General features: G+C 71.7%; 21 protein-coding genes. 19 read left to right on the forward strand and 2 right to left on the reverse strand.

The window, feature by feature from the left end; all coding sequences use genetic code 11:
- Nucleotides 1-103: 103 nt before the first annotated feature.
- The 10 genes from SVTN_RS26500 to SVTN_RS26545 all read left to right on the forward strand — a co-directional run bounded on the left by SVTN_RS26500 (nt 104) and on the right by SVTN_RS26545 (nt 11595).
- Nucleotides 104-844: an enhanced serine sensitivity protein SseB gene (locus tag SVTN_RS26500; RefSeq protein ID WP_041131353.1), complete on the forward strand. Its 741-nt coding sequence runs from the start codon at nt 104-106 to the stop codon at nt 842-844.
- Between the two features lie 78 nt (nt 845-922).
- Complete coding sequence (locus SVTN_RS26505) at nt 923-1717, forward strand: enhanced serine sensitivity protein SseB C-terminal domain-containing protein (RefSeq protein WP_041131354.1); 795 nt, start codon at nt 923-925, stop codon at nt 1715-1717.
- Nucleotides 1718-2079: 362 nt separating this feature from the next.
- Nucleotides 2080-3108: an ABC transporter permease gene (locus SVTN_RS26510; protein WP_041131355.1), complete on the forward strand. Its 1029-nt coding sequence runs from the start codon at nt 2080-2082 to the stop codon at nt 3106-3108.
- 110 nt (nt 3109-3218) lie between these two features.
- Nucleotides 3219-4982, forward strand: coding sequence for an ABC transporter substrate-binding protein (locus SVTN_RS26515; protein WP_041131356.1), 1764 nt, complete (start codon nt 3219-3221; stop codon nt 4980-4982).
- Between the two features lie 113 nt (nt 4983-5095).
- Nucleotides 5096-6094, forward strand: a complete 999-nt coding sequence (locus SVTN_RS26520) for an ABC transporter permease (protein WP_041131357.1) — start codon at nt 5096-5098, stop codon at nt 6092-6094.
- Entirely contained in the window at nt 6091-7197 is a 1107-nt protein-coding gene (locus SVTN_RS26525; RefSeq protein ID WP_041131358.1) for an ABC transporter ATP-binding protein, read from the forward strand. The genes SVTN_RS26520 and SVTN_RS26525 overlap by 4 nt, the downstream gene beginning before the upstream one ends.
- A gap of 8 nt (nt 7198-7205) precedes the next feature.
- Entirely contained in the window at nt 7206-8375 is a 1170-nt protein-coding gene (locus tag SVTN_RS26530; protein WP_063782345.1) for an ABC transporter ATP-binding protein, read from the forward strand.
- A gap of 399 nt (nt 8376-8774) precedes the next feature.
- A complete protein-coding gene (locus tag SVTN_RS26535) occupies nt 8775-9455 on the forward strand; it encodes a trimeric intracellular cation channel family protein (RefSeq protein WP_041131360.1) in 681 nt (226 codons plus the stop codon).
- A gap of 23 nt (nt 9456-9478) precedes the next feature.
- Entirely contained in the window at nt 9479-10330 is an 852-nt protein-coding gene (locus SVTN_RS26540; protein ID WP_041131361.1) for a thioesterase family protein, read from the forward strand.
- A gap of 101 nt (nt 10331-10431) precedes the next feature.
- Nucleotides 10432-11595: a cysteine desulfurase family protein gene (locus SVTN_RS26545; RefSeq protein WP_041131362.1), complete on the forward strand. Its 1164-nt coding sequence runs from the start codon at nt 10432-10434 to the stop codon at nt 11593-11595.
- A gap of 37 nt (nt 11596-11632) precedes the next feature.
- Here SVTN_RS26545 and SVTN_RS26550 read toward each other — a convergent pair whose 3' ends face one another.
- Nucleotides 11633-12307 carry an N-acetylmuramoyl-L-alanine amidase gene (locus tag SVTN_RS26550; protein WP_041131363.1) on the reverse strand — a complete coding sequence of 225 codons (675 nt, stop codon included), beginning with the start codon at nt 12305-12307 and terminating at the stop codon, nt 11633-11635.
- Nucleotides 12308-12368: 61 nt separating this feature from the next.
- On the opposite strand from SVTN_RS26550, the gene mnmA reads away from it, so the two are divergent.
- Nucleotides 12369-13502, forward strand: a complete 1134-nt coding sequence (gene mnmA / locus SVTN_RS26555; protein WP_041131364.1) for a tRNA 2-thiouridine(34) synthase MnmA — start codon at nt 12369-12371, stop codon at nt 13500-13502.
- A gap of 5 nt (nt 13503-13507) precedes the next feature.
- Here the strand turns inward: mnmA and SVTN_RS26560 are convergent, their stop codons facing one another.
- On the reverse strand, nt 13508-14068 hold the full coding sequence (locus SVTN_RS26560) for an alpha/beta fold hydrolase (protein ID WP_052499314.1): 561 nt from the start codon (nt 14066-14068) through the stop codon (nt 13508-13510).
- Between the two features lie 77 nt (nt 14069-14145).
- Here SVTN_RS26560 and SVTN_RS26565 point away from each other — a divergent pair, with 77 nt between their 5' ends.
- From SVTN_RS26565 to SVTN_RS26600, 8 genes are all read left to right on the forward strand, one after another.
- Nucleotides 14146-14685, forward strand: coding sequence for an LOG family protein (locus tag SVTN_RS26565; RefSeq protein ID WP_041131365.1), 540 nt, complete (start codon nt 14146-14148; stop codon nt 14683-14685).
- A 7-nt stretch (nt 14686-14692) separates the two neighbouring features.
- Entirely contained in the window at nt 14693-15391 is a 699-nt protein-coding gene (locus tag SVTN_RS26570; protein ID WP_041131366.1) for an SDR family oxidoreductase, read from the forward strand.
- A 10-nt stretch (nt 15392-15401) separates the two neighbouring features.
- Nucleotides 15402-16400 (forward strand): methionine synthase, encoded by a 999-nt coding sequence (locus SVTN_RS26575; RefSeq protein WP_041134276.1) that lies wholly within the window; start codon nt 15402-15404, stop codon nt 16398-16400.
- Nucleotides 16401-16415: 15 nt separating this feature from the next.
- Nucleotides 16416-18596 (forward strand): NAD-dependent DNA ligase LigA, encoded by a 2181-nt coding sequence (gene ligA, locus SVTN_RS26580; protein ID WP_041131367.1) that lies wholly within the window; start codon nt 16416-16418, stop codon nt 18594-18596.
- 320 nt (nt 18597-18916) lie between these two features.
- Nucleotides 18917-21031 carry a putative bifunctional diguanylate cyclase/phosphodiesterase gene (locus tag SVTN_RS26585; RefSeq protein WP_041131368.1) on the forward strand — a complete coding sequence of 705 codons (2115 nt, stop codon included), beginning with the start codon at nt 18917-18919 and terminating at the stop codon, nt 21029-21031.
- A gap of 95 nt (nt 21032-21126) precedes the next feature.
- Nucleotides 21127-21423 carry an Asp-tRNA(Asn)/Glu-tRNA(Gln) amidotransferase subunit GatC gene (gene gatC / locus SVTN_RS26590; protein WP_015036350.1) on the forward strand — a complete coding sequence of 99 codons (297 nt, stop codon included), beginning with the start codon at nt 21127-21129 and terminating at the stop codon, nt 21421-21423.
- Between the two features lie 6 nt (nt 21424-21429).
- The gene (gatA, locus tag SVTN_RS26595) at nt 21430-22929 is read left to right on the forward strand and encodes an Asp-tRNA(Asn)/Glu-tRNA(Gln) amidotransferase subunit GatA (protein ID WP_041131369.1); all 1500 of its coding nucleotides are present in this window, start codon (nt 21430-21432) and stop codon (nt 22927-22929) included.
- Nucleotides 22926-23174, forward strand: a complete 249-nt coding sequence (locus SVTN_RS26600; protein ID WP_078908511.1) for a hypothetical protein — start codon at nt 22926-22928, stop codon at nt 23172-23174. The genes gatA and SVTN_RS26600 overlap by 4 nt, the downstream gene beginning before the upstream one ends.
- The last annotated feature ends 10 nt before the right edge of the window (nt 23175-23184 follow it).

A 23184-nucleotide genomic window follows, 5' to 3' on the forward strand; every position in this document is an offset into this window, starting at 1 on the left:
GACGCCCGTACGCTTCCCTTTTGGCCACGGCGGTGCCGGGGCGGCGTTAGGGTGCTGCCGGGCGGCCGGTGCGGCAGGCCGTGCGAGAAGGGGAAACGCGACCGTGGACGTGACGTGGCCGGGCAACGAGCTCGAAGAGGTCCTTGCCGCCTCACTCGGGAACCCCGAGGCCGGAGGCCGACTGGTCGAGGTGCTGGGCCGCAGCCCGGTCTGGGTGCCCCTGCCCAACGGCGGCGGCCCCGACAGCCAGAGTCTCGACCTCGCCACCATGGAGATCGAGGGCGCGGCCTACGTGCCCGTCTTCAGCTCCGAGCAGCAGTTCCTCGCCTGCGTCGGCGACCACATGTCCTTCACCGTCGCCCCCGCCCGTGACTTCGCCCGCGGACTGCCCCCGCAGCTCGGCATCGCCGTGAACCCCGGCGGCACCGTCGGCGTCCCGCTGCCCCCGCCCGCCGTCGCCGAGCTCTGCCGCGCCGGCCGCACCCCGCTCGACGGCCCCGCCAGCGGCGGCCGCGTCCGGCTCTTCGAGCCCGACTGGCAGGACGACCCGGTCGACTTCCTCGCCGCCGCCTCCGCCGAGTTCGAGGCCACCGGGGTCGTCACCACCGCCCGCCGTGCCCTCGCCAGCGTCGAGGGCACCGAACCGGCCCTCTTCATCGGCGTCCAGCTGGGCGGCTGGGACGGCGTCGACCGGAACGCCCCCCTGGACGCCCTCGGCCGCGCCCTCGGCCGCGTCGAGGTCGCCTGGCCGGTCAACCTCATCCTGCTCGACATGGCGCAGGACCCGGTCGGCGACTGGATGCTGGAGCGGGTGCGCCCCTTCTACCAGCGCGCCGCCGTGTAGACGGCCCCCTGTTTAAGCTGAACTGACTCGATCGCTGGACAGACGTACGTGGTGAACGGAAGAGGGGCGGGACCCAGGGTGAGCGCGTCAGGCACCGCTGCGACCGGAGGACGGGTCGAGCACATGCTGCGCCAGGTGGAACCCGGACGCTACGACGCGTACGAGCAGTTGCTGCACGCCCTCGCCGACGGCGAGCTCTGGATGCTGCTCTGGCAGGGCGCCCCCGGCTCGCCCGACGCCCAGTACGGGAACATGGAGGTCGACGGCTTCGGCTACGCGCCCTGCGTCACCTCCCCCCAGGAGCTCGCCGCCTCCGGCTGGAACCGCGCCCACGAGCTCGTCACCGGCCGCGAGATCGCCCGCGCCCTCTACCCCGACCGCTGGGGCGTCTGGCTCAATCCGCACGCCCCCGGCGGCGGCGTCGGCATCCCCTGGCCCGACCTGCGCCGGATCGCCACCGGTCTCGACCGGATGCCCGCCGGACCGCTGCGCGTCACCGAGCCCGCCCTGGAGCTCCCGCAGTTCTACGCCCTGCTCACGCAGAACGCGCACCGCACCCAGGCCGTCCGGTCGCTGCGCCGCGGCTGGGTGCAGCCGGCGCTCGGCTCCCCGTACCTCGCCATCGGTCTCGACCTGTACGACACGTCCCCGGCGGCCGTCGACGCGGTCCGCTCGATGATGCGCCAGTCGATCGGCTCCGTCCCCGACGGACTGCCCGTCTCCACGGTCGCGCTCTCCGACGCGTACGACCCGGTGGCCCTGTGGCTGCGGGCGAACGCGCGCCCCTTCTACGACCGCGAGGCGCATGCCGGACGTGGTTCCGCATCCGTCCCGGGGTACGGATACCCGCCCCCGGCTCCGTCCGGATACTGAGACGTCCCTCGTGTCCCACTTGTCGGCAAAGGCCTCCGGAGTCCGCTCCGGAGGCCTTCGTTCACCCCAATTCCATGGGTGAAGACACCAGTTGAGCGGCATGTCCGATTGCGCACAAGAGAGCCCCGGTTGGTCCGCTCAGGTGATCGCGACGTCCGGATAACGGAAGTCGCAGCACCGCATCACGTTTGAGCAAACATTGCCCGTCAGGGCTGGCGGTTGATCACAAGCGCATTGAAGACTCCCCGGAACACCGGGCGTTCGGCTCCTTTCGAGCAGGTGCCCAGCAGGTTGTTCCACCGAGCCGCTACCCGCGGCGGGCAAGGGCCGGCTACCGGCGGCCGAGAGGGGTCCTCACCACGATGACGGCACCACTGCACGAGACGAGTGCGGGCGAGGCGACCGCCACCGTCGACGGCGCGCCCGACGCTCCCGGCACTCCGGACAAGTCCGGCGCGGCCGGCAAGGCGATCGAGGGGCGCTCGCCCTGGAAGATCGCCTGGACCCGCCTCAAGCGCGACAAGCTGGCCCTCGCGGGCGCCTTCGTCGTCATCTTCCTCATCCTCGTCGCGATCTTCGCGCCGGTCATCGTGGGCCTCCTCGGCCACCCGCCGGACGAGTTCCACGAGGACCAGATCGACCCGCTGTTCGGCACGCCGATCGGGTCCTGGGGCGGCATCAACGGCGACTTCCTCCTCGGCGTCGAGCCCGTCAACGGCCGCGACGTCTTCAGCCGGATCGTCTACGGCGCCCGGATCTCGCTGCTCGTCGCCTTCCTGGCGGCGGTCTTCGCGGTCTTCCTCGGCACGATCCTCGGCATCATCGCGGGCTACTTCGGCGGCTGGATCGACGCGGCCCTCAGCCGGGTCATGGACGTCATGCTCGCCTTCCCGCAGCTGCTCTTCACGATCGCCCTGGTCTCGGTGCTGCCCAACGAACTGCTCGGCCTGGACGGTTCGGGCGTGCGCATCGCCGCCCTCGTCCTGGTGATCGGCTTCTTCGGCTGGCCGTACGTCGGACGCATCGTCCGAGGCCAGACCCTCTCGCTGCGCAACCGCGAGTACGTCGAGGCCGCCCAGAGCCTGGGCGCCGGCCGGTTCTACATCCTGCGCCGCGAACTGCTGCCCAACCTGATCGCCCCGATCACGGTCTACGCGACCCTCATGATCCCCACCAACATCCTGACCGAAGCGGCGCTCAGCTTCCTCGGCGCGGGTGTGAAGCCTCCCACCGCTTCCTGGGGCCAGATGCTGTCGACGGCCATCACCACCTACGAGTCGGACCCCCTGTTCATGGTGATTCCCGGCCTCGCGATCTTCATCACCGTTCTGGCGTTCAACCTCTTCGGCGACGGCGTGCGTGACGCGCTCGACCCGAAGGGCTCCCGCTGACCGTTCGCCGACGACACGCAAGACCCGCCCCTGCCGCTGGCGACAGGAGGCCCATCCCCACTCGGCGGACCGCCGTGACGGCCGCCACTATCCCGGAGGTTGCTGGACCCATGCTGAAGAGCTCTCAGCGCAGAATCGCCGCGGGCGCGCTGCTTGCGGCGGCCACGATGGTCGTCACCACCGCCTGTGGCGGTGGCGGCGGCAAGGACGGCGGCAAGGGCAGCGCGGGTGCGCCCGGCTTCAACGCCGGTGTGAACAAGGTCGCCAACGCCTCCGACAAGAAGGGCGGCGAGCTGAAGTTCATCGGCTCGCAGGAGGCCGACAACTGGGACCCGCAGCGCGGTTACTACGGCTTCGTGTGGGACTTCGCCCGCTACTACACCCGCCAGCTGGTCACCTTCAAGGCCGCCCCGGGCACCGCCTCCACCGAGCTGGTCCCCGACCTCGCCACCGACGCCGGCAAGGTCTCGGCCGACGGCCTCACCTACACCTTCACGCTGAAGGACGGGATCACCTGGGAGGACGGCAAGCCGATCACCTCCAAGGACATCAAGTACGGCATCGAGCGCATCTGGGCCCAGGACGTCATCTCCGGCGGCCCGATCTACCTCCAGCAGGTCCTCGACCCCAAGGGCGAGTACAAGGGTCCGTACAAGGACACCACCACGGACAAGCTCGGTCTGAAGGCGATCGAGACGCCGGACGACAAGACCATCGTCTTCAAGCTGCCGGTCGCCAACGGCGACTTCCTGCAGATGCTGGCCATGCCGGCCGCCTCCCCGGTCCGCCAGGACAAGGACACCAAGGCCCAGTACGGCCTGAAGCCCTTCTCCTCCGGCCCGTACAAGTGGCAGTCGTACACGCCGAACAAGTCCATCAAGCTCGTCCGCAACGACAAGTGGGACGCCAAGACCGACACCGTCCGCAAGGCGCTCCCGGACAGCATCAGCGTCACGTTCACCACGAACGCCGACGACATGGACAACCGTCTGGTCGAGGGCGAGTACGACCTCGACATCAACGCGACGGGTGTCGGCGCCGCCGCCCGCCAGAAGGTGCTCCAGCAGCACAAGGACAACGTCGACAACCCGCAGACGGGCTTCATCCGCTACGCGGTCTTCCCGCAGACGGTGATCCCCAACATCGAGTGCCGCAAGGCGATCATCTACGCCGCCGACTCGAAGTCCCTCCAGACCGCCCGTGGTGGCCCGCAGGCCGGTGGCGACATCGCCCCCAACATGCTGCCGCCGGGCATCAAGGGCGCCGACCCGCAGGCCGACCCGTACGGCAAGCTCAGCGGCGCCCCCGACCTGGCCAAGGCCAAGGAGGCGCTGAAGAAGTGCGGTAAGCCGAACGGCTTCAAGACCACGATCGCGGTCCGCAACAACAAGAAGATCGAGATCGCGACCGCCGAGTCCCTCCAGCAGTCGCTGAAGGCCGTCGGCATCGACGCCCAGATCGACCAGTTCGACGGCGCCCAGACCTCGGGCATCATCGGTTCGCCGAAGGTGGTCAAGGAGAAGGGCTACGGCATCATCATCATGGGCTGGGGCGCCGACTTCCCGACCGGTCAGGGCTTCCTCCAGCCGCTGGTCGACGGCCGCTTCATCCTGCAGAGCGGCAACAACAACTTCTCCGAGCTGAACGACAAGGCCATCAACGGCCTGTTCGACCAGGCGCTGAAGGAGACCGACCCGACCAAGGCCGGCGAGCTCTACAAGCAGATCAACACGAAGGTGTCGGAGGCCGCGGTCTACCTGCCCTTCACCAACGAGAAGAACATCATCTGGCGCAGCTCCCGGCTGACCAACGTCTACACGGCGGACGCCTACAACGGCCGCTACGACTACGCGTCGCTCGGCGTCGTCAAGTAATCCGACCCGCTTCACCGGCGCACCACCCGCCGCCAGGTCCGAAGGGCAGGTGATGGCCGCCCCGGCGGCCGGGGAATCCGACCGGATTCCCCGGCCGCCGACCGGCCGACCGCATGCTTGCATACATAATCCGACGGCTTTTCGCAGTCGTCGTGATGCTGCTCGTCGTCACGCTCGTGACGCTCAGCATCTTCTTCCTCATCCCCAAGATGACCGGCAGTGATCCTGCCGCGATGTTCGTCGGCAAGCAGGCGGATCCGGCTTCCATCGAGGCCATCCGGCAGAAGCTCGGCCTGGGCGATCCGATCCTGGTGCAGTTCTGGCACTTCGTCTCGGGCATCTTCGTCGGCCGGGACTACACCGGCGGCGGCGACACGATCCACTGCGCCGCGCCCTGCTTCGGCTACTCGTTCCGTACCGAGCAGGACGTGTCGACGATGCTCGCCGACGCCTTCCCGGTCACCCTGTCCATGGTCATCGGCGCCGCCGTGCTGTGGCTGGTCATGGGTGTCGCCACGGGCGTGGTCTCCGCGCTCAAGCGGGGCACGATCATCGACCGCGCCGCGATGATCACCGCGCTCGCCGGTGTCTCGCTCCCCATCTTCTTCACCGCCATGCTGGCGATGCTCGTCTTCCGCACCCAGCTCGGCTGGGTCGACGCCTCGTACGTGCCGATCACCGAGTCGTTCACCGGCTGGTTCGGCGGCCTGCTCCTCCCCTGGGTCACCCTGGCCTTCCTGTACGCGGCGATGTACGCGCGCCTCACCCGCGCCACCATGCTGGAGGTCCTCGGCGAGGACTACATCCGCACCGCGCGGGCCAAGGGCCTGCCGGAGTCGGTCGTGCTCGGCAAGCACGCCATGCGCTCCACCATGACCCCCATCCTGACCATCTTCGGCATGGACCTCGGCGCCCTCATCGGCGGCGCGATCCTGACCGAGACCGCGTTCAGCCTCCACGGACTCGGCGGCCTCGCCATCAAGGGCGTGAGCGAGCGTGACCTGCCGCTGATCCTGGCCGTCACCCTCATCACCGCCGCCTGCGTCGTCCTCGCGAACCTCGTGGTGGACCTGCTGTACGCGGTGATCGACCCCCGAGTGAGGCTCGCATGACGGACAAGCTGACGAAGACCGGCGCGGCGGTGGGAGAGCCCGTCGACACCGGGAAGTCCGCCCCCTCCGAAGCCTTCCTCGACGTACGCGACCTGAAGATCCACTTCCCGACCGACGACGGTCTGGTGAAGTCGGTCGACGGCCTCAGCTTCCAGCTGGAGAAGGGCAAGACCCTCGGCATCGTGGGCGAGTCCGGCTCCGGCAAGTCGGTCACCTCGCTCGGCATCATGGGCCTGCACACGGTCGGCCAGTACGGCCGGCAGAAGGCCAAGATCTCCGGCGAGATCTGGCTGAACGGGCGCGAGCTCCTCTCCGGCGACCCGGAAGAGGTCCGCAAGATGCGCGGCCGCGAGATGGCGATGATCTTCCAGGACCCGCTGTCCGCGATGCACCCGTACTACACGGTCGGCCACCAGATCGTGGAGGCGTACCGCGTCCACCACCCCGTGGACAAGAAGACGGCGAAGAAGCGGGCCGTCGAACTCCTCGACCGGGTCGGCATCCCCGAGCCCGCCAAGCGGTTCGACAACTACCCGCACGAGTTCTCCGGCGGCATGCGCCAGCGCGCGATGATCGCCATGGCGCTCGTCAACAACCCCGAGCTCCTCATCGCCGACGAGCCCACCACGGCGCTCGACGTGACCGTCCAGGCCCAGATCCTCGACCTGATGCGCGACCTCCAGAAGGAGTTCGGCTCCGCGGTCATCATCATCACGCACGACCTCGGCGTCGTCGCCGAGCTCGCCGACGACATCCTCGTGATGTACGGCGGGCGCTGCGTCGAGCGCGGACCGGCCGAGTCCGTCTTCTACGAGCCGCAGCACCCCTACACCTGGGGCCTGCTCGGCTCGATGCCGCGGATCGACCGCGAGCAGACCGAGCGGCTCATCCCGGTCAAGGGCAACCCGCCCAGCCTCATCAACGTCCCGAGCGGCTGCGCCTTCAACCCCCGCTGCCCGTACGCCGACGTCCCCAAGGGCGGCATCACGCGCACCCAGCGCCCCGAGCTGACCCTCGTCGGAGAGCGTCACCACTCGGCCTGCCACATGCCGCAGGAGGAGCGCACCCGCATCTGGACCGAAGAGATTGCGCCGAAGCTGTGAGCGACACGATGGAACCCCTGCTGAAGGTCACCGGCCTGCAGAAGCACTTCCCCATCCGGAAGGGCCTGCTCCAGCGTCAGACCGGTGCGGTCAAGGCGGTCGACGGGCTCGACTTCGAGGTCTACCCCGGTGAGACGCTCGGCGTCGTCGGCGAGTCCGGCTGCGGCAAGTCGACGATGGGCCGGCTCATCACCCGCCTCCTCGAACCGACCGGCGGGAAGATCGAGTTCCAGGGCACGGACATCTCGCACCTCGGCGTCTCGGGCATGCGCCCGCTGCGCCGGGACGTCCAGATGATCTTCCAGGACCCGTACGGCTCGCTGAACCCGCGCCACACGGTCGGCTCGATCGTCTCGGCCCCCTTCAAGCTCCAGGGCGTCGAGCCCGAGGGCGGCGTGAAGAAGGAGGTCCAGCGCCTGCTCAGCCTGGTGGGCCTGAACCCCGAGCACTACAACCGCTACCCGCACGAGTTCTCCGGCGGCCAGCGCCAGCGCATCGGCATCGCCCGCGCCCTGGCCCTGAAGCCGAAGCTGGTCGTCGCGGACGAGCCGGTCTCCGCCCTGGACGTCTCCATCCAGGCGCAGGTGGTCAACCTCCTGGACGACCTCCAGGACGAGCTGGGCCTCACCTACGTGTTCATCGCCCACGACCTCTCGGTCGTCCGGCACGTCTCGGACCGCATCGCGGTGATGTACCTGGGCAAGATCGTGGAGCTCGCGGACCGCAAGTCCCTGTACGAGTCCCCGATGCACCCGTACACCCGGGCCCTGATGTCCGCGGTCCCGATCCCGGACCCGCGCCGCAAGGGCGTCAAGAGCGAGCGCATCCTGCTCCAGGGCGACGTCCCGTCCCCGATCGCCCCGCCGCCGGGCTGCCGCTTCCACACCCGCTGCTGGAAGGCCACGGATCTCTGCCGCACCCAGGAGCCCCCGCTCCTGGAGCTCCGCCCGGGCCAGCGCGTGGCCTGCCACCACCCGGAGAACGCGGAGGGCCTGACGATCCCGGAGCCCCGCGAGTCGGTGGACGTCACGATCACGAAGACCCCGGAACCGACCGAGCCGAAGGCCCCGAAGCCGACCGAGCCGGAGGCCCCGGCCAAGGCCGAGGCGCCGGAGTCGGCCGAGTCGGAGGCCGAGGCCTCCGAGGCCGCCGCCGAGGACGACGCGCCGAAGGCGTGACCGACGAGGCCCCTGCCGCCCCAAGGCGCCAGGGGCCTCGCCTTTCGCGCTGGGCGGCGCACCCAGGCCCACCCGCCTCGCGCGGGCCCGCGCCCGTGCTGGGCGGTGCCTTTCGCCGCCTGCCGTGTGGGCAATCGTCCCGCAGGGCGGGACGGGTGGGCACACGGGACGGCGCCCCCAGCCGGGCCTAGGCTTCCGCGCCTGGACCCGCACCACTGCCGCGGCGCGCTCCCGGTGCGGGTTCAGGCGCGGAAGCCTCTGGCGTCGGCAGGGCGCGGGTCCGTTGTGCCCACCCGTTCCGCCCCAGCGGAACGACTGCCCACAACGGGGCGCGGCGGGGCGTGGCCCGCAACCCGTACGGCGGGCCAGGGGGCCCGGGGCAACCGGGACAATGGGCGCGTGCTCCACGAATTGTTCACCCCCTCCGTCCAACACGCCCTCGACCTCGTCGGCATCTTCGTCTTCGCCATCTCCGGCGCCCTCCTCGCCGTCCGCAAGAACTTCGACGTCTTCGGCATCGCCGTCCTCGCCGAGGTCACCGCCCTCGGCGGCGGTCTCTTCCGCGACCTGATCATCGGCGCCGTACCCCCCGCCGCCTTCACGGACCTCGGCTACTTCCTGATGCCGCTGATCGCGACGGCCTTCGTCTTCTTCCTGCACCCGGAGGTCGAGCGCACCCAGACCGCGGTGAACGTCTTCGACGCGGCCGGCCTGGGCCTCTTCTGCGTCACGGGGACGACGAAGGCGTACGACTACGGCCTCGGCCTCACCTCCTCCGCCGCGCTCGGCCTCGCCACGGCCGTGGGCGGCGGTGTGCTGCGCGACGTGCTGGCCAACGAGGTGCCGTCGCTGCTGCGCTGGGACCGGGACCTGTACGCCGTCCCGGCGATCGTGGGCGCGACGATGGTCGTGCTCTGCATCCGGTTCGACGCGCTCAACGCGTTCACGAGCGGCGCCGCCGTCCTCACGGCCTTCACGCTCCGGCTCCTGGCGATGCGCTACCACTGGCGCGCGCCCCGCGCCTGGAACCGCCGTTCCTCCGCCAGCGAGGTGGACGCCGAAAAAGCTACCGCTCAGTAGCTAGCTGCGGTACCGTCGAAAACATGAGCACGAGCACCGAGACCGCCGTCGCCGCCGCGAGCGAGTTCGACCGCGACACCGCCGTCACCCTCCGGGAACCCGGCGTCTACGACGCCGACCTCTCCGCCGGCTGGACGATCATCCACGCCGTCAACGGCGGCTACCTCCTCGCCCTGCTCGGCCGCGCCCTCGGCGACCACCTCCCGCACCCGGACCCGTTCACGATCTCGGCGCACTACCTCACGCCGTCCGTGCCGGGCCCCGCGGTGATCCGGACGGAGACCGTCCGCACGGGCCGGACGCTCTCCACGGGCCAGGCCTCGCTCTTCCAGTACGCCGAGGACGGCACCGAGGTCGAGCGCATCCGCGTCCTCGCCTCGTACGGGGACCTCGACGCCCTCCCCGACGACGTCCGCACCTCCGCGGCGCCGCCGGCGATGGCCGCGATCGAGAACTGCTTCAGCGCCGCCGACAACCCGGCCCCGAGGATCCCCGGCTCGTCCGCGATCGCGGACCGCCTCGACCTCCGCCTCGACCCGGCCTGCGTGGGCTGGGCGGTCGGCGCGCCTTCGGGCAAGGGCGAGATGCGGGCCTGGTTCGGCCTGGCCGACGGCCGCGAGCCGGACCCCCTGTCCCTGCTGCTCGCGGTGGACGCCCTGCCGCCGACCTCCTTCGAACTGGGCCTCAAGGGCTGGACCCCGACGGTGGAGCTCACCACCCACGTCCGCTGCCGCCCGGCGCCGGGCCCCCTCCGCGTCTCGATCACCACGCGGAACCTGGCGGGCGGCTTCCTGGAGGAGGACGCGGAGGTCTGGGACAGCGCGAACCGCCTGGTGGCCCAGTCCCGCCAACTGGCCCGCGCCCCGCGCGACTGAGCCTCCCCACGCCTTCCCGCGGCCGATAACCGCCGTAGGCGCCCGGCGCGAACAGGCCGGGCGCCGGGTCCGCGTACCCGGGCTCGTAGAATCGACCCACCATGGCTTACCTCGACCACGCCGCGACCACGCCCATGCTCCCCGAGGCGATCGAGGCGATGACCGCCCAGCTCGCCGTCACGGGCAACGCCTCCTCCCTGCACGCCGCCGGCCGGCGGGCCAGGCGGACCGTCGAGGAGGGGCGCGAGACGCTCGCCGCCGCGCTCGGCGCGCGGCCGAGCGAGGTTGTCCTCACCTCCGGCGGCACGGAGGCCGACAACCTCGCCGTGAAGGGCCTGTACTGGGCCCGCCGCGACGCCGACCCCCGCCGCACCCGCGTCCTGGCCAGCCCGGTCGAGCACCACGCCGTCCTCGACGCCGTCGACTGGCTGGCGACCCACGAGGGTGCCGACGTCGAGTACCTGCCCGTCGACCGCCACGGCCGCGTCCACCCCGACGCCCTCCGCGAGGCGATCGCCCGCGACCCCGAGTCCGTCGCCCTGGCCACCGTCATGTGGGCGAACAACGAGATCGGCACGATCATGCCGGTCCGTGAACTCGCCGACGTCGCCGCCGAGTTCGGCGTCCCCCTGCACGCCGACGCCGTCCAGGCCGTCGGTCAGGTCCCGGTCGACTTCGCCGCCTCCGGGCTCGCCGCGATGACCGTGTCCGGCCACAAGATCGGCGGCCCGTACGGCATCGGCGCCCTGCTCCTGGGCCGCGAGCACACCCCCGTACCCGTCCTGCACGGCGGCGGCCAGGAGCGGCACGTCCGCTCCGGCACCCTCGACGTGCCGGCCGTCGCCGCCTTCGCCGTCGCCGCCCGGCTCGCCGCCGAACGGCAGGAGGAGTTCGCCCGCGAGGTCGGCGCCCTGCGCGACGAGCTCGTCACCGCCGTACGGACGCTCGTCCCCGACGCGATCCTCGGCGGCGACCCGGTCGAGCGGCTCCCCGCCAACGCCCACTTCACCTTCCCCGGCTGCGAGGGCGACTCCCTGCTCCTGCTGCTCGACGCGGCCGGCATCGCCTGCTCCACCGGCTCCGCCTGCACCGCCGGCATCGCCCAGCCCAGCCACGTCCTGCTCGCCACCGGCACCGACCCGGACCTGGCCCGGGGCACCCTGCGCTTCTCCCTCGGCCACACCTCCACGAAGGAGGACGTGGCGGCGGTCGCCGGGGCGATCGGCCCGGCCGTGGAGCGGGCCCGCACGGCCGGCCTCAGCTGAGCGGGCGTCGGACCCGGCCCGCCGGCCTCGGCCGGGCTCAGCCGAGCTTCGCGCGGGCCTTCCGCACGAGCGCCATGTACCGGTCCCAGTCCCAGTGCGGACCGGGATCGGTGTGGTCGGTGCCCTCGACCTCGACGTGCCCGATGATGTGCTCCCGGTCCACGGGTATCCCGTACCGCGCGCATATGTCGGCCGTGAGCCGTGCCGAGCCCTCGTACATCGCCGCCGTGAAGTCCTGCGGCCGGTCGACGAAGCCCTCGTGCTCGATGCCGATGCTCCGCTCGTTCATGTCGCGGTTCCCGGCGTGGAAGGCCACGTCGAGCTCGCGGATCATCTGCGCCACATGACCGTCCTTGCGGACCACGTAGTGCGCGGCCGCCCCGTGCGAGGGGTCCTTGAAGACCTTCAGGGCGGAGGCGTAGCTGCCCTGGACGACATGGATCACGACCCGGTCGATCGTGTAGTCGTCCGGCCGGTCGGCCCGCCGCCAGTTCGCCCGCGCCGCCGACGTCCACTCGGCGCCCTTGTGGTCCAGCTCGCCCTCGACCCGCTTCTTCTCCATCCCCGGCAGCCGCCACCAGAGCCGGCCCAGCTCGTCCCTGGCCAGCGCGACCGTGCCCACCGCGGCGGCCGCGCCGCCGATCAGCACGGCCCGCCGCCCCACGCGCCGCCCGCCCGCCCCGTCCCCCGTGCCCTTCGGCTTGCTCCCCATGCCCGGGAGAACGCTTACTCACGCGACCGCGGTTCCCGGAGCCCCGTACCCTGGTACCGCTATGACTAAGACTCCTCTCCGCGTCCTCGCCGCCATGTCGGGCGGAGTGGACTCCGCCGTCGCCGCCGCCCGCGCCGCCGAAGCCGGTCACGACGTCACCGGCGTGCACCTGGCCCTCTCCGCGAACCCGCAGTCCTTCCGCACCGGAGCACGCGGCTGCTGCACGATCGAGGACTCGCGCGACGCGCGCCGGGCGGCCGACGTCATCGGCATCCCCTTCTACGTGTGGGACCTCGCCGAGCGGTTCCGCGAGGACGTCGTCGACGACTTCGTCGCGGAGTACGAGGCGGGCCGCACGCCCAACCCCTGCCTGCGCTGCAACGAGAAGATCAAGTTCGCGGCGCTGCTCGACAAGGCGCTCGCCCTCGGCTTCGACGCGGTCTGCACCGGCCACTACGCCACCGTCGTCCTGAACGAGGACGGCACCCGCGAGCTGCACCGGGCCTCCGACATGGCCAAGGACCAGTCGTACGTCCTCGGCGTGCTCGACGAGAAGCAGCTCGCGCACGCGATGTTCCCGCTCGGCGACACCCTCACCACCAAGGACGAGATCCGGGCGGAGGCCGAGCGGCGCGGGCTCGCGGTCGCGAAGAAGCCCGACAGCCACGACATCTGCTTCATCGCCGACGGCGACACCCAGGGCTTCCTCGCCGCCCGCCTGGGCAAGGCGGAGGGCGACATCGTCGACGAGGCCGGGACGAAGGTCGGCACCCACGAGGGCGCGTACGGCTTCACCATCGGCCAGCGCAAGGGCCTGCGGATCGGCCACCCGGCCGCGGACGGCAAGCCCCGCTACGTCCTCGACATCTCGCCCGTGAACAACACGGTCACCGTCGGCCCCGCCGAGGCCCTCGACGTCACCGCCCTCACCGCGATCAAGCCCCGCTGGTGCGGCACCGCCCCCGAGGGCCCCGGCCGCTACACCGCGCAGCTCCGTGCCCACGGCGGCGAGACGCCGGTGAGCGCGGAACTGGAGGACGGCGAGCTGAGGGTCGTCTTCGACGAGCCCGTCCGCGGCGTGGCCCCCGGCCAGGCGATCGTCCTGTACGACGGCACGCGCGTGGTGGGCTCGGCGACGATCGCGGCGACGACCCGGCGCACGACCGCGACGACGAGCGTGACGACGAGCGCCTAGGGCGGCTAGAGCGGCCCCTCCAGGAACTCCTCCAGCACCGGCGCCAGGACGTGCGGGGCCACCTCGTGCGTCTGGCCCGTGAGGGTGCGGTGCCGGGCCCGGGGGAGGGCCGCCGTCAGGGCACGGGCCGCGTGCCGGGTCGCCGCCGGGCTCGCGCCCCCGTCGACCACGAGCACGCGCGCGTGGACCGCCGCCACGAGCCCGTCCGCGAGCGGCTCCGGCTCGTACACCGACACCGCGCCCACCGGCAGCCCGGCCGCCGCGCCCGCGAGCGCGAGCGCCCCGCCGGTCTCCGTGCCGTGCACGGCCGCGCCCGGGCCCGCCGCCTCCAGGACGGCCGCCAGGTCCTCGATCTCCCGCTCCACCGGGCCGGGCCCGCGCCGCTCGTACGTCACGACGGAGAAGCGCCGGGCGAGCAGCCCGGCCAGCGCCCGCCCGCCCCCGTCCGCCCCGTCCACCAACACGACGGCCCGGCCGTCTCCGTACCGCTCGTACGCGATCTCCGTACCGTCCCGCGACACGACCCGGCCCCGGACCCCGCTCAGCATGGTGCTCACCTCGTCCATGGCAGGGCAGACCGGAGGCGTCACCGGAACTCATCGCGGCGGCCCGGATTTTTTCGAGGCGCTTTACGGTAGGGCCCATGAACATCTGCGTCTTCCTCTCCGCCGCCGACCTCGACGAGCGGTACACGGCCGCCGCACGCGACTTCGCCACCCGTCTCGGCAAGGCCGGCCACACCCTGGTCTGGGGCGGCTCCGACACCGGCCTGATGAAGGTCGTCGCGGACGGCGTCCAGGAGGCGGGCGGCCGGCTCGTCGGTGTCTCCGTCGACTTCCTCGCCCACAAGGCCCGCCCGAACGCCGACCAGATGGTCATCGCCGGGGACCTGGCCGAGCGCAAGGCCCTGCTCCTCGCCAAGTCCGACGCGATCGTGGTCATGGTCGGCGGCACCGGCACCCTCGACGAGGCCACCGAGATCCTGGAGCTGAAGAAGCACGGCAAGCACTCCAAGCCGGTCGTCCTCCTCAACACGGCGGGCTTCTACGACGGCCTGAAGGCCCAGTTCCACCGCATGGAGGACGAGGGTTTCCTGCCCCGCCCCCTCTCCGAGCTCGTCTTCTTCGCCGAGGACGGTCCGACGGCCCTCGCCCACCTGGAGGCGGAGATCGCCGCCCGCTGATGCGAGCATGGTGCGCATGGCTACACATGTGATCACCGGAGCGGGTTCCGGCATCGGCGCGGCCGTCGCGCGTCGCCTCCACGCGCGCGGGGACGAACTCGTGCTCCACGCGCGCGACGCGGGGCGGGCGAAGGAGCTCGCCGCGCAGTTCCCCGGCGCGCGGACGCTCGTCGGGGACCTCGCCGACCCGGACCGGCTGTCCTGGGCGTTCTCGCACCAGAGCCTCCCGGACCGGGTGGACAGCCTGCTGCACATCGCGGGCGTCGTCGACCTCGGGCCGATCGGGGAGCTCACCCCGAAGACCTGGCACCACCAGCTGAACGTCAACCTGGTCGCCCCGGCCGAGCTGACCCGGCACTTCCTGCCCCAGCTGAGGGTCTCCCAGGGCCACGTCGTCTTCGTGAACTCGGGCGCCGGGCTCAACGCGCACGCCGAGTGGGCCGCGTACGCCGCCTCCAAGCACGGCCTCAAGGCCCTCGCGGACTCCCTGCGCCACGAGGAACACGCCAACGGCGTGCGGGTCACCTCGGTCTACCCGGGCCGCACCGCCAGCCCCATGCAGGCCAAGGTCCACCAGCAGGAGGGCAAGGAGTACGACCCGTCCCGCTGGATCGACCCCGAGTCCGTCGCGACGGCGATCATCACCGCGATCGACCTGCCGCGCGACGCGGAGATCAACGACCTGACGGTTCGTCCGGGGCGATAGGGCGATGGACATGGACGACACCAAGCTCTGGGGCCCCGCCACCGGCGTCGGGTCCCTGCCCGGTGGTGACGCGCGCGAGGCCGCCAAGGCCGCCACCGGGTCCTTCGAGGACTTCCCCTTCCTTCCCGAGCTGCCCGCGCGCGGCCCCGGCGCCGACATGATCGGCCGGACGATCGGGATGCTCGTCGACCTGTACGCGCACGTGGAGCCGAGCGGCTGGCGGATCAGCGACCGGCCGGGGCGCGACACCAAGCGGGCCCGCTCCTGGCTCGGCGAGGACCTCGACGCCCTGGAGGAGTTCACCCAGGGGTACGAGGGCCCGCTCAAGGTCCAGGCCGTCGGCCCGTGGACGCTCGCCGCGGCCCTGGAGCTGCGCGGCGGCGAGGCCGCCCTCGGCGACGCCGGCGCCTGCCGCGACCTGGCCGGCTCCCTCGCCGAGGGGCTCCACACGCATCTCGCGGAGCTGAAGAAGCGCGTCCCGGGGGCCCGCCCGGTCCTCCAGCTCGACGAGCCCTCGCTCATCGCCGTACTGCGCGGGCAGATCCGTACCGCCAGCGGCTACCGCACCCACCGGGCCGTCGACCGGCAGGTCGTGGAGAGCGCCCTGCGCGAGGTGATGGCCGTCCACGACGGGCCGGTGATCGTCCACTCCTGCGCGCCCGACGTGCCGTTCGCACTGCTGCGCCGCGCCGGGGCGGCGGGCATCTCGTTCGATTTCTCGCTCCTCACCGAACGTGACGAGGAGGCGATCGGCGAGGCCGTGGAAGGCGGGACGAAGCTCTTCGCCGGTGTGGTGCCGTCCACCGACGCTCCGTTGTCGGACCCGGGCGGTAGCGTCATGGGTGTCAGGACGCTGTGGCGCAGGCTGGGGCTGAATCCGGGGACTCTCGCCGAGTCCGTGGTCGTCACCCCGACGTGCGGTCTCGCGGGTGCTTCGCCCGCCTATGCCCGGGCGGCGCTCGCCCACTGCGTCAGAGCGGCACGGTCGCTCGCGGACAACCCTGAGTAACGGGAGGACGAAACGGTGGCAGTCGAACAGGGGGCCCTGCCCGTCGAGGCGCGGGAGAAGCACGCCGAGCTCGCCGAGCAGGTCGAGGAGCACCGCTTCCGGTACTACGTGAAGGACCAGCCCGTCATCAGCGACGGCGAGTTCGACAAGCTCCTGCGCGCGCTCGAAGCGCTGGAGGAGGAGTACCCGGAGCTGCGGACGCCGGACTCGCCGACCCAGAAGGTCGCCGGGCAGTACGAGACCGAGTTCACCGCCGTCCAGCACCGGGAGCGGATGCTCTCCCTGGACAACGCCTTCGACGAGGAGGAGCTCGCCACCTGGGCCGAGCGGGTCGCGCGGGACGTCGGCACGACCGACTACCACTACCTGTGCGAGCTGAAGGTCGACGGCCTCGCGGTCAACCTCACCTACGAGCACGGGCGGCTGACCCGCGCCGCCACCCGCGGCGACGGCCGCACCGGCGAGGACATCACGCCCAACGTCCGGACGATCGCCGACATCCCGGAGCGCCTCCGGGGCGACCGCATCCCGGACCTGGTGGAGATCCGCGGCGAGGTCTACTTCCCGATGGAGGCCTTCGAAGGGCTCAACGCCCGCCTGGTGGAGGCCGGTGACAAGCCCTTCGCCAACCCGCGCAACGCCGCCGCCGGTTCGCTCCGGCAGAAGGACCCGAAGGTCACCGCCTCCCGGCCGCTCCACATGGTGGTGCACGGCATCGGCGCCCGCGAGGGCTTCGAGATCTCCCGGCTCTCGGAGGCGTACGAGCTGCTGCGCGAGTGGGGCCTGCCCACCGCCCGGCACAACAAGGTCGTCGACTCGCTCGACGGCGTACGGGAGTTCATCGCGTACTACGGCGAGAACCGGCACTCGGTGGAGCACGAGATCGACGGGGTCGTCGTCAAGCTCGACGAGATCCCGCTCCAGGGCCGGCTCGGCTCCACCGCGCGCGCCCCGCGCTGGGCGATCGCCTGGAAGTACGCGCCGGAGGAGGTCAACACCAAGCTGGTCGACATCAAGGTCGGCGTCGGCCGCACCGGCCGCGTCACGCCGTACGCGCAGGTCGAGCCGGTGACCGTGGCCGGCTCAGAGGTCGAGTTCGCGACCCTCCACAACCAGGAGGTCGTGAAGGCCAAGGGCGTGCTCATCGGCGACACCGTCGTGCTGCGCAAGGCCGGCGACGTCATCCCCGAGATCCTCGGGCCGGTCGCCGACCTGCGGGACGGCACCGAGCGGGAGTTCGTGATGCCCGCCGAGTGCCCGGAGTGCGGGACGGCGCTGAAGCCGATGAAGGAGGGCGACATCGACCTCCGCTGCCCGAACGCCCGGACGTGCCCGGCCCAGCTGCGTGAACGTCTCTTCTTCCTCGCCGGGCGCCAGTGCCTCGACATCGAGAACTTCGGCGCCGTGGCCGCCGCCGCCCTCACCCGGCCCCTGGAGCCGGCCGAGCCGCCGCTCGTCGACGAGGGCGACCTCTTCGACCTCACCATCGAGCAGCTGCTCCCGATCAAGGCGTACGTCCTCGACCCGGACAGCGGGCTGCCCAAGCGGGACCCGAAGACCGGCGAGGAGAAGATCGTCACGGTCTTCGCCAACCAGAAGGGCGAGCCGAAGAAGAACGCGCTCGCGATGCTGGAGAACATCGCGGCGGCGAAGACCCGCCCGCTCGCCCGCTTCATCAACGGGCTCTCCATCCGGCACGTGGGCCCGGTCGCGGCCGAGGCGCTGGCCCGCGAGTTCCGCTCCCTGGAGCGGATCGAGCAGGCGAGCGAGGAGGAGCTGGCGGCCGTCGACGGGGTCGGCGGGATCATCGCGGCCGCCGTGAAGCAGTGGTTCTCCGAGGAGTGGCACCGCGAGATCGTGCGCAAGTGGCGCGCCGCCGGGGTCTCCCTGGAGGACGAGGGCGCCGGAGAGGACGAGGGCCCGCGTCCGCTGGAAGGTCTGACGGTCGTGGTCACCGGCACCCTGGAGAAGTTCACCAGGGATGGCGCAAAAGAGTCGCTCCAGCGGCTCGGAGCGAAGGTGACCGGTTCCGTTTCGAAGAAGACCAGCTTCGTGGTGGTCGGTGAAAACCCTGGTTCGAAGTACGACAAGGCGATGCAGCTGAAGGTTCCGGTTCTGGACGAGGAAGGCTTCTCCGTCCTGCTCGAACAGGGGCCCGACGCGGCTCGGGAGGCCGCGGTGCCCGTCGCCGAGTAACCCCCGCGCACCCCGCGGAAGCTCACCCGTTCGGCGCATACCAGATCGTTACGGGTGGGCTGGTCGCATTCGGGCAAGAGAGGGAGAGCGCTGCCCGTCGGAGCCCTCGGCGGCCTAGTGTGGTGACCGTGCGTCCAGTCCTGCACGCCCGCGCGAGGGCTCTGCCGGTCATGGCGTCAGGACAACGGCCCCGTGCCTCCGGGAACGGCCGCCCGACAGCGGCCGCCCGCCGGACGACGGACGGGACCGGACGACGTACGGCCGCGCCCACCGCGGCCCATCGCACACCGACGGCACCGCCGCCTGTGAGAGGGACGGGAATGGAACCGACCGAGAGCGCCGCCCCGGTCCCACGGCCGCACGGCCGTGTGGTGCCCCTGGGCTTCCCCTCCCGGCTGCCCGCAGCCGTGGTGGGCATCGCCGCCGTCGTGCTCGTCGCCGGGCTCCAGCAAGCCCTGAGCGGCGGCCACGGCCTCTTCCCCGGCGGCGTCGCCGGCTGGTCCCTCGCCGTCCTCACCGGCCTCATCGTCGGCCACCTGGTCGCCCTCGGCCGGGACCGCTGGTGGGGCGGCACCGGCTCCGGCGCCGCCCTCACCCTCGCCGTCCTCCTGCTGTACGGCTGGGTGCCCGCAGGACTCGTCTCGCTGACCGTCGTCGCCATCGTCGGCGCCACCCGCAGGCACCGCTGGCGCCAGGGCCTGCTGCACGGCGCCGCCGACGTCCTCGGGGTCGGCGCCGCCGCCCTCGTCCTCGCCCTCTTCGGAGACGTACCGACCGTCGAACAGCCCTGGCAGCCCCTCGACTGGACGATCGGGGACCTCCCGGAAGTCGTCCTCGCCGCCGGCACCTACCTCGTGGTCACCCGCCTCCTCCTGTGGTACACGCTCGCCCCCCAGGGCGGCGGACTGCCCACCATCGCCCGCACCGCCCTCCTGAGGCAGGGCCTCGTCGCCGTCGCCCTGCTCGGCATCACCCCGCTCATCTGCGTCGTCGCCGCCACCCGGCCGGTCGTCCTGCCGCTCTTCGCCGTCCCCCTCATCGCCCTCGACTCCACCCTCTGGATCGCCCGCGCCCGCGCCGAGGAACAGCTCCGCGACGGGCTCACCGGGCTCCCCAACCGCCAGTGGCTCCTGGAGCGGGCCTGGACCGCCCTGGAGGAGGCCGAGGGCCAGGGAGCCCGCGCCGCCCTCGTCCTGATCGACCTCGACCGCTTCCGCTCGGTCAACGACACCCTCGGTCACCTCGCCGGCGACCGGCTGCTCCTCCAGGTCGCCGAACGGCTCCGCCTCGCCCTGCCCCGCGGCGCCGAGGCCGCCAGGCTCGGCGGCGACGAGTTCGCCGTCCTGCTGCCCACCGCCGACTCCACCACCAGCGCCCAGCGGGTCGCCCGCCACCTCGTCGCCGAGCTCTCCTCCCCGCTCGACCTCGACGGGCTCACCCTCGTCCTGGAGGCCAGCGCCGGCGTCGCCGTCTTCCCCGACCACGCCCTCGACGCCGAGGGCCTGCTGCGCCGCGCCGACGTCGCCATGTACCAGGCCAAGCGCGACCGCACCGGCGTCGAGGTCTACGAGTCCAAGCGCGACTCCAACACCCCCGACCGGCTCGGCCTCCTCGGCGACCTCCGCCGCGCCCTCGACGCCGGCGAGGTCGAACTCCACTACCAGCCCAAGGTCCGCTTCGACGGCCAGGTCGCCGGCCTCGAAGCCCTCGTCCGCTGGGTCCACCCCGAGCGCGGCAAGGTCCCGCCGGACGAGTTCATCGCCATCGCCGAGTCCTCCGGCCTGATGCCGCACCTCACCGAGTACGTCCTGGAGACCGCGCTCGCCCAGGTCGCCCGCTGGCGCGCCCAGGGCCTCAACGTCCCCGTCGCCGTCAACGTCTCGCCCCGCGACGTCCACACCCCCGGCTTCGCCGGCGCCGTCGCCGCCCGCCTCGCCCGCCACGGCGTCCCGGCCGGCGCCCTCCAGCTGGAGATAACGGAGCACGTGCTCCTGGAGGACCCCCAGCGGGCCGCCGACACGCTGAACGGGCTCACCGGCCACGGCGTGAAGATGTCCCTCGACGACTTCGGCACCGGCTACTCCTCCCTCGTCCATCTGCGCCGGTTGCCCGTCAGCGAACTGAAGATCGACCGCTCGTTCGTGGCCCGGCTCGCCGTCGACACCGAGGACGCCGAGATCGTCCGCTGCACCGTCGACCTCGCCCACTCCCTCGGCCTCCTCGTCGTCGCCGAGGGCGTCGAGGACGACGAGACCTGGGAGCGCCTGCGCGACCTGGGCTGCGACGCCGTCCAGGGCTGGCTGGTCGCCGCCGCGATGCCGCCCGGCGAGGCCACCGCCTGGCTCCTGGCCCGCGGCGAGCACGGCTGGCGCCGCCCCGCCGACATCGCCGCCGAGGTCGACCTGGACCACCCTTCGGGCCACGTCGTGCAGTGACCCCCGCCCCTCCTGGGGCAAACCGTTTAACGGGCAGCGGTACCGGCCCCATAGGATTGGGCCAACACCATCTAACTCACCCCGTGAGGATCCGCATGCCTGGCATCACGCGCGAGGAGGTCGCCCACCTCGCACGGCTGGCGCGTCTGGAGCTGAAGGGCGAAGAACTCGATCACTTCGCCGGCCAGCTCGACGACATCATCGGCGCGGTCGCCCGCGTCTCCGAGGTCGCCGACCAAGACGTACCGCCGACCTCCCACCCGCTGCCGCTGACCAATGTCATGCGCGCGGACGAGGTCCGTCCGTCGCTCACCCCCGAGCAGGCGCTCTCCGGCGCCCCGGCCCAGGAGCAGCAGCGTTTCAAGGTGCCGCAGATCCTGGGGGAGGACTAAGAAGTCATGACGGACAACACCATCATCAAGCTCACCGCGGCCGAGATCGCCGGGAAGATCGCCGCCGGCGAGCTGACCGCCGTCGAGGTCACCGAGGCCCACCTCGCCCGCATCGAGGCCGTCGACGAGAAGGTCCACGCCTTCCTGCACGTCGACCGCGAGGGCGCCCTCGCCCAGGCCCGTGCCGTCGACGAGAAGCGCGCCCGGGGCGAGAAGCTCGGCCCGCTCGCCGGTGTGCCGCTCGCGCTCAAGGACATCTTCACCACCGTCGGCATGCCGACCACCGTGGGCTCGAAGATCCTCGAGGGCTGGATCCCGCCGTACGACGCGACCCTGGTCAAGAACCTGAAGGCCGCCGACGTCGTCATCCTCGGCAAGACCAACATGGACGAGTTCGCGATGGGCTCCTCCACGGAGAACAGCGCCTACGGCCCGACCGGCAACCCCTGGGACCTCACCCGGATCCCCGGCGGCTCCGGCGGCGGCTCCTCGGCCGCCCTCGCCGCGTACGAGGCTCCGCTCGCCATCGGCACGGACACCGGCGGCTCCATCCGCCAGCCCGCCGCCGTCACCGGCACCGTCGGCGTCAAGCCGACCTACGGCGGCGTCTCCCGCTTCGGCATGGTCGCCTTCTCCTCCTCCCTCGACCAGGGCGGCCCCTGCGCCCGTACGGTCCTGGACGCGGCCCTCCTCCACGAGGCGATCGCCGGGCACGACCCGCTCGACTCGACCTCCATCGACGCCCCGGTCCCGCCGGTCGTCGAGGCCGCCCGCAACGGCTCGGTGGCCGGCATGCGCGTCGGCGTCGTCAAGCAGTTCCGCGGCGAGGGCTACCAGGCCGGCGTCGTGCAGCGCTTCGACGAGTCCGTCGAGCTGCTCAAGGAGCTGGGCGCCGAGATCGTCGAGCTGGACTGCCCGACCTTCGACCTCGCCCTTTCGGCGTACTACCTGATCGCGCCGTCGGAGTGCTCCTCCAACCTGGCCCGCTTCGACGCCATGCGCTACGGCCTGCGCGTCGGCGACGACGGCACCCGTTCGGCCGAGGACGTCACCGCCCTCACCCGTGAGGCCGGTTTCGGCGACGAGGTCAAGCGCCGCATCATCCTCGGTACGTACGCGCTGAGCTCCGGCTACTACGACGCGTACTACGGCTCGGCGCAGAAGGTCCGCACCCTCATCACCCGCGAGTTCGAGAAGGCCTTCGAGGAGGTGGACGTCATCGTCTCCCCGACGACCCCCACCACCGCCTTCCCGATCGGCGAGCGCGCCGACGACCCGATGGCGATGTACCTCGCGGACCTGTGCACCATCCCGACCAACCTGGCCGGCAACGCCGCCATGTCGCTGCCCTGCGGCCTGGCGCCCGAGGACGGTCTGCCGGTCGGCCTGCAGATCATCGCCCCCGCCATGAAGGACGACCGGCTGTACAAGGTCGGCGCCGCCGTCGAGGCCGCCTTCGTGGAAAAGTGGGGTCACCCGCTGCTCGAGGAGGCTCCGTCGCTGTGAGTTCCACCAGTGCACTGCAGAAGGCCAAGGGCTTCAAGAAGTCCAAGACCGGCACGTACCTGTCGATGGGCACCACCGCCTTCGGTGCCATCGCCGTGACGAAGCAGATCAAGAAGGCCCGCGCCGAGCACGACACGCTCAAGCTCGTCGACGCGGTCGTGTCCGCCGCCGCCATCGTCACCGGCCTCGCCATCCTGTACCGCGAGCTGAAGCGGCTCGGCGACGACGACGTCCTGCTGGGCTGAGAGGGAAGTT

Source organism: Streptomyces vietnamensis (genome assembly GCF_000830005.1).
GTDB lineage: Bacteria > Actinomycetota > Actinomycetes > Streptomycetales > Streptomycetaceae > Streptomyces > Streptomyces vietnamensis.